The sequence below is a fragment of the Catenibacterium sp. RTP21428st1_D7_RTP21428_210409 genome (assembly GCF_040227455.1).
In the GTDB taxonomy this organism is placed as follows: domain Bacteria; phylum Bacillota_I; class Bacilli_A; order Erysipelotrichales; family Coprobacillaceae; genus Catenibacterium; species Catenibacterium mitsuoka_A.
This window is the reverse complement of record NZ_JBEHVX010000111.1, coordinates 1-6,931: the sequence shown is the minus strand read 5'-3', so window position 1 is coordinate 6,931 and position 6,931 is coordinate 1. Positions and strand designations below refer to the sequence as shown.

7 protein-coding genes are annotated in these 6,931 nt (G+C 31.7%); 6 read left to right on the top strand and 1 reads right to left on the bottom strand.

The genetic code is table 11. From position 1 onward, the window contains the following. Positions 1 to 320 precede the first annotated feature (320 nt). Complete coding sequence (locus ABUA27_RS11655; RefSeq protein ID WP_349820760.1) at positions 321 to 3,254, top strand: LTA synthase family protein; 2,934 nt, start codon at positions 321 to 323, stop codon at positions 3,252 to 3,254. A gap of 6 nt (positions 3,255 to 3,260) precedes the next feature. Here ABUA27_RS11655 and ABUA27_RS11650 read toward each other — a convergent pair whose 3' ends face one another. Next, on the bottom strand, positions 3,261 to 3,851 hold the full coding sequence (locus tag ABUA27_RS11650) for a pentapeptide repeat-containing protein (protein WP_502879710.1): 591 nt from the start codon (positions 3,849 to 3,851) through the stop codon (positions 3,261 to 3,263). 68 nt (positions 3,852 to 3,919) lie between these two features. On the opposite strand from ABUA27_RS11650, the gene ABUA27_RS11645 reads away from it, so the two are divergent. From ABUA27_RS11645 to ABUA27_RS11625, 5 genes are read left to right on the top strand one after another with little or no spacing between them, the layout of a single operon-like run. Beyond that, positions 3,920 to 4,747, top strand: coding sequence for a pyridoxamine kinase (locus ABUA27_RS11645; protein ID WP_129981685.1), 828 nt, complete (start codon positions 3,920 to 3,922; stop codon positions 4,745 to 4,747). 1 nt (position 4,748) lies between these two features. After that, positions 4,749 to 5,393 carry a TatD family nuclease-associated radical SAM protein gene (locus ABUA27_RS11640; protein ID WP_349820759.1) on the top strand — a complete coding sequence of 215 codons (645 nt, stop codon included), beginning with the start codon at positions 4,749 to 4,751 and terminating at the stop codon, positions 5,391 to 5,393. Positions 5,394 to 5,395: 2 nt separating this feature from the next. After that, positions 5,396 to 6,130, top strand: coding sequence for a tyrosine-protein phosphatase (locus ABUA27_RS11635; protein ID WP_129981683.1), 735 nt, complete (start codon positions 5,396 to 5,398; stop codon positions 6,128 to 6,130). Between the two features lie 51 nt (positions 6,131 to 6,181). Beyond that, entirely contained in the window at positions 6,182 to 6,559 is a 378-nt protein-coding gene (locus tag ABUA27_RS11630; protein ID WP_022424220.1) for an MG284/MPN403 family protein, read from the top strand. A gap of 45 nt (positions 6,560 to 6,604) precedes the next feature. After that, entirely contained in the window at positions 6,605 to 6,829 is a 225-nt protein-coding gene (locus ABUA27_RS11625; RefSeq protein WP_022424221.1) for an acyl carrier protein, read from the top strand. Positions 6,830 to 6,931: the final 102 nt, after the last annotated feature.

Genomic DNA, 6,931 nt, shown 5'->3' with positions numbered 1-6,931 from the left:
CGTACGTACGGTGCAACGGGAGGCACAGAAATAATAATTAATCTCAGTATTGATATTATTTCCTGTCTACCCTATTTTCATTGATTGTTTGTAAACAAATGTCTATTATATATGGATATTTATCTAAGCTTGTACTTAGCTTTGATATGCTTGCAGGAAGATTAGAAATATTCCCGATGTTGATGATTTTTTCTAAGACATTATGGAAGTCGGGGCAATTATGTCCCTTTTTTTCATGCATTTTTATTACATTGTATAATGTTATTTTTTTGTTAAGATGATATAATATTTAGCGTTAGATAAAAAGAGGAGTAAATAATTTGAAAAAGACACATACAGCGCATCTATCTTTAATAATAGGGACTCTACTGATCCTTCTTGATCAGCTCTTTTGGACATCCCATGCAAAACATATCAATATAAGTAAAGTAGGTACTTTGATGAGTACCATCCAGGTTCAGCATATCATCACACTTATAGGGCTAGACCTTGTTATTATATCCTTAGGATATATTTATTCTAAAAAAGAAAATAGTCTTGCAGAAGCACTTAAACTATGGCTTTATACAGTTGTTGTAGGATTCATATCTGCAATCGTTTGTTTTTTGCTTACCAAAAAAATAGATACGAATGCAATCTATTCAATCTTCTTACCAATAATTAGAAATGTATCACCTGTAATCACCGGTGTTATTCTCTCTTTGATTTGTTATCCATTTATGAAGAAGGTGAACTATAGCTATTTAAAATGGATTCTTTTAGCACTTCTTCTCTTACCAACATTAAGTGGTATTGACTCACTAGGATTAAGTGATGGATATAGTATCTCGTTCACATTTATATTATTTTATCTAGGTGTAATCGAAGCATCAGAAGAAAAACGTTTTTCAATCATTTCTTTAATTCTCCTTTGTTTAATAAATGTGCTATGTGTCACTATGATGCCATTATGTTCTAAGATTGTACATGGAGATATGTCCACTGCATTACGCTTTACTACATCTACTTCATTCTTTGAAGTAATGATTGCTATTTATTTTATTCGTCTTTTAAGAAATGTTCCATTCTTTGATAAATGGTCTTTTATACGCTATATTCCTATTGCTTCTCTTGTCTTAATTGGAGCAGGACGATTAGAAAACATTGTATCATGGAATGAAGATCTTGTAGGAACATCATTTAATAAACTGTTTAGACAAAGCGAATTAGAAGCTTTACTCATTGTCTTTGTCATCTTCCTAGTCACGCTCTTTATTAAACAAATTCCACAGGTTAAAAGAATAGTTAAATCGATAGAAGTACATTTTAGTGACTTTGAATTAAGTAATGAATGGTTCACTAAAGAAACTCAATTGATTAAGCAGTATTTAAAGAATCATAGAATCAATATCATTATGCTGCTATGTGCTTACATTCTTTCTTTTGCATCATTTATCGCAATGAATACAAGTTATAATATTGAAGTCAATCCGATAGAAACATACAATATTTTCTGTTATACACTCTTCGCAAGACAATTCTTTGTCTTGCTTAATACACTCATGCTTGTCTTAGTAGCGCGTTTCCTTATGGCTATTACAAGACATTATTGGGTATCTGTCTTGATTACTGGTTTTGCTCAGATTGTAATTACTGTAGCCAATCGCTTAAAGGTTATTTATCGTGAAGAACCAATTATTCCAGGAGACCTTGCAATGATTAAAGCCTGGAAGAGTTTACTTGGAATGATGGGTAAAAATATCATTATTGCGAGTATTGTATTAGTCGTTTTAGTCATTGTTTTGATTATTTATTTAGAAAAGAAGCATCCTCATGCTATTCATATGACTCTTAAAAAGAGTATCATCTGGGTACTTGTAACCTCTATATTCTTTAGTGGTACACTTCTTTTTAATCATGATGGCTCTTATGTTAATGCATTAATGCGTGATCTAGGAGATCAGCCTTATTTCTATAATCAGTTATTTGGTGCGAAGCTCAATGGTCCTCTCTTACAGTTCCTCAATAATATTGATGTTTCTGTTATGGATGAGCCAGAAAACTATAGTAAAGAAATAATGACACAAATCTATAAGAAATATGCACAAGAATCTGCAAGAATTAATAGGAGAAGAAGAAATGACTGGGATGATCAGATTGTAATCATGGGCTTATCTGAAAGTTTTGCGGATCCATATCGTATTCCTGAACTTACTCTTGCAAATGATCCTATTCCTTATATTAGAAGTTTAATGAAAACAACAACTTCAGGACTCATGTATAGTACAGGTTATGGAGGAGGAACAGCGAATATGGAATATATGGCTTTAACTGGTTTAAACCAAGGGTTCTTCTCTGCTGCTTTAACACCTTATACGCAGCTTGTCACAACACAAAATCAAGCCTATGCTTTTTCTCGTCTATTTAATCAGGCAGTTGCGATTCATCCATATATTGGTGTTTATTATAGTCGTCAAACAGTTTATCAAAATTTTGGCTTTAATAAGTTTATGTATTTAGGGTCTAAGTATCCAATCAAGCATCAATCTTCTATTGATCGCAGTGATTATTTATCAGATGAAACAGCTTATGCAAATACAGTAGATGAAATTTTAGATGCTCAAGGTAGTAAATTCATTAACCTTGTCACTATGCAGAACCATTTACCATATGACAACAATTACTATAACGGTAAAGAAAAATATGCAGCAAGTGGTAATGCAGTCACTAATGATTATGTTAGAGGAATGGTAGAAGAATATGTGATGGGGCTTCATTATACAGATGAAGCAGTGAAGAACTTTATTGAAAAAATAGATAGTATTAATAAGCCTATTACATTTGTCTTCTATGGCGATCATTTACCTGGCATTTATTGGGATACAAACAATAATAATATTCTTCATCAGACAGATTATTTTATCTATTCTAATAAATATGCAAGAAGACATCTTGGTAGAAGAATTTATAAACAATATGATCTTGTAGCACCTACTGATTTCATGTCCCTTGTACAAAAACAAACCTTAACTAAAACAACACCTTATAGTGCATTATTAGAAAAGGTTCTAGATGAATTACCTGTTATAACTACAAAAGCTGCAGCAGGTTCTAAAGAAGAATCTGATGCAGCTATGATTAATGATAATGGAGAATTGATCAAATATGGTGATCTCTCATCATCACAAAAAGAATTATATAATGACTATAAGCTTGTCCAGTATGATATGACAGCAGGAAACAATTACCTTGAGAATATGAATTTCACTCGATGAGGCATTTCATAATGCCTCTTTTATTTTGATGTTTAGTAAGTGAATAAAAGTAGATGCTTGCATTTCATCAATGATTGCACCACTTACATCCTGAGGAGTTGCTTCAATTGCTTCTATAAGACATGTTGATAAATCAATGTTTTTAAGTGGTGCATGAAGAAACGATGTTTGAATCATTCTGCATTCCTCATATTTTGTCTTATTCATTGTAGTATCTTGAAATATAGCCTGACTCAAATCACATTGATTAAATAGTGTCTCTTTATTTCTCATAAAAGAGAAGTTTGCAAAATGACATAAACAATTATTGAAGATTACCTGGTCAAAGTTTGATTCAGAAAAATCACTTCCTAATAATTTGCAATTATTAAACTGCACCTGTCTAAACATACAATTATCAAATTTGATATTCGATAAATCACATTTATTAAACACTGTTTGATAAAAGTAACAATTCTCAAACACAATATCCTGTGTTGTAATATTGTTGAAATGACATTGATGGAAATCACTTTGTCGATATGTTTCTTCTATCAGCCAATCATTCTCATATGTTTGATTTATTAACTTATTTTCATTAAAATCCATTTCCTTCACCTCATCTCTATTATATCTTTATTGAAAAAAAGTGTCGATATGATAAAATACTTGTACGAGGTAAGACTATGAGACAAAAAAGAATGGCTTTAATTAATGACATAACAGGCTTTGGAAGATGTTCTATTGCGGTTATGGCACCAATTATATCAACTATGCGTATTCAGGCTGTACCAGTACCTACAGCTATATTATCAACCCATACGCAGTTTCCTGTATATCACTTTGATGATTATACTAAACATATGCCTGAATATATTCAGACATATAAGGATTTGAAACTAGAATTTGATGGTATTGCGACTGGTTTTCTAGGTTCAAAGGAGCAGGTGGAAATTGTTATTGATTTCATTCAATCCTTTAAACGTAAAGAAACATTTGTATTAGTAGATCCAGTGATGGGAGACCATGGACATTTATATGCGACATATAGTAAAGAAATGGCAGAGAGTATGAAGAACCTTGTTCATTATGCAGATATTCTCACACCTAACCTAACAGAACTAGTAACACTACTTGATCGTAACTATCCTGAAGTCATTCCCTCTAAAGAAGAACTAGGTCAAATGTGCCATGAACTTTCATTAAAAGGACCACAGATGATTGTAGTAACAGGAATACCAATAGATGCCTCACATATCATGAATTTCATTTATGATCATGGTAAAACGTCAAGTATTATTGTGGATCGTATTGGGCCAGATCGTAGTGGAACAGGGGATGTTGTATCAAGTGTTATTGCGGGAGGCTATTTAAATAATCATTCTTTTTATGAATGTGTCAAAAAAGCAACTGAATTCTCATCTCAATGTATCGCCTATAGTGAAGAAATAGGCACACCAACTTATTATGGCTTATGCTTTGAACAATATTTAAGTGAATTAGGAGATTTCTAACATGACTATTTTATATACACTTTATAAAAATACTTATATTGATCTTTCACATTTAGACTCTACTAAAGGAGTTACATGCTATGTGAATACAACAAATCGTTGTCCATGTGCATGTACATTCTGTTTAAGACAAACTAAAGAGATGATGGAAAATAACTCTTTATGGTTAAAAGAAGAACCTTCTAGAGAAATGATTATTGAAGAGTTTAAGAAATACAATCTCAATGATTTTAAAGAAATTGTCTTTTGTGGATTTGGTGAACCAATGGAAAGATGGAATGATATCAAAGAAGTCATTGATTATATCCGTTCTGTTAAGAAGGATATGAAGATTCGTATTAATACGAATGGTTTAGCTAATGATATTTATGGTAGAGATGTCACTCCAGAATACAAAGGACGTTTTGATACAGTCTCTATCTCATTAAATGCCCCTACAAAAGAAGAATTCCTAGAATTGACACGTTCTAAGTTTGGTATTTCTTCTTTTGATGATATGCTTGATTTCGCAAAGAAATGTAAGGCTTATGTACCAAATGTTGTATTAACTGTTGTTGATATTATTGGTGAAGAAAAGATTGAAGCATGTCAGAAAATTACAGATGAAATAGGTGTTACATTAAGAGTAAGACCTTTTGAGGAGTAAATATGCAATATATGACAAGTGAAGAGCGTTTAATCGCTCTAGATAAGATGACAAATACAAGAGATCTAGGTGGATATGAAACACAGGAAGGATATTATACAAAAAGCCATCATTATATCCGTGCATCTTCACCCGCTAATGTGACTGAAGGAGATCTAGAAAAGCTTTATGATTATGGTGTACGTGTGACTATTGATTTACGTTCTGATTTTGAAAAAGAAGCACAGCCATCACCATTTAAAGACTATCGTGATGTAGAAAACATTGAAATCAATTTAATGGATGATGCAGTCGTTAAGGTTGTACCAAGTGAAGTAAAAGAATATAAAGATCTTGGCGGTGTTTATATTTATATGTTAGAAGCACATCAGAAGCAGATCAAATCTGTCTTTGATGTCTTTAAGGATCATTTATATGAAGGTGTTTTATTCCATTGTAGTGCTGGTAAAGACCGTACAGGTATTATTGCGGCATTATTACTAGAACTTGTAGGATGTTACGATCATGATATCGTTAAGGACTATAGTGAATCTTATGCCAATAACCATGAAATCATAGAAGCACTTAAAGAAATGATGGATGAAGATACAGAAAACTTCCTTACATCTTCACCACGTTATATGATGATCTTCTTAGATTATCTAAGAGAACACTATGGCAGTGCCAAAGCTTATTTATACCATATCGGTATGTCTGAAGAAGATATTGAAGATATTAAACAATCTTTTATCATTTAATGAGAAAAAACACTTCATATAAGGTATATACCTATAGGAGGTGTTTTTTTTATGAACAAGAAAGAAAAAATCAGAATCATTAGATTATTACTTAAACAATATGAGAAAGATAAAAATATACTTAACTCATTAAACCAGGCTAACTTATATCCTTCAATTAACTATGAAGATTACTATCAAACTTCATCATCTTCTAAAGAAGACTATTTACTTCATAGAATACAATTAAAACAGGAACTCACTAAACGAATTATATTTATAGAAAAATCTCAATCTATTATTGGTGATGAGTATTATCATATTATACTAGAAGACTATTTCTATGAACATAAACATTGGTGGAAGACATATTATTCCCGTGCTACTTATTATCGCCGACAAGAAGCAGCTATTAATGCATTTTTTGATTATGTGACAAGTATATTGTAATTGTGGGGAAAATTGCGTTATAATTAGTGTTGTGAGGTGAACAACATGAATTATTTCGATAAAATCAAAGAAGCTTTAAGCAGTAAATTAAAAGGCCAGGAACTTACATTAGATTCTAACCTAAGAGATTTAGGTATTGATTCTCTTGATGTTGTAGATTTAATTATGGACTTAGAAGAAGAATTAGGAATTGAATTCTCTGATGAGGAATTAATGTCTATTCATACAATGAAAGATGTATGTGATTTAATCGATAAAAAGAAGGCGTAAGAAAAATCCAGACAAAGGTGTCTGGATTTTTTTGGGTCTTTAATTTTTGTGGGGGTCAGACCTTCGCTCTAAATATTTGGGGGTCTTGGAAACAGCACCTTT

What these genes read in the sequence shown, in the direction of transcription:
- ABUA27_RS11640 (WP_349820759.1), top strand. Translation starts at nt 4,749, where the DNA reads ATGACTATTTTATATACACTTTATAAAAATACTTATATTGATCTTTCA.
- ABUA27_RS11625 (WP_022424221.1), top strand. Translation starts at nt 6,605, where the DNA reads ATGAATTATTTCGATAAAATCAAAGAAGCTTTAAGCAGTAAATTAAAA.
- ABUA27_RS11645 (WP_129981685.1), top strand. Translation starts at nt 3,920, where the DNA reads ATGAGACAAAAAAGAATGGCTTTAATTAATGACATAACAGGCTTTGGA.
- ABUA27_RS11635 (WP_129981683.1), top strand. Translation starts at nt 5,396, where the DNA reads ATGCAATATATGACAAGTGAAGAGCGTTTAATCGCTCTAGATAAGATG.
- ABUA27_RS11630 (WP_022424220.1), top strand. Translation starts at nt 6,182, where the DNA reads ATGAACAAGAAAGAAAAAATCAGAATCATTAGATTATTACTTAAACAA.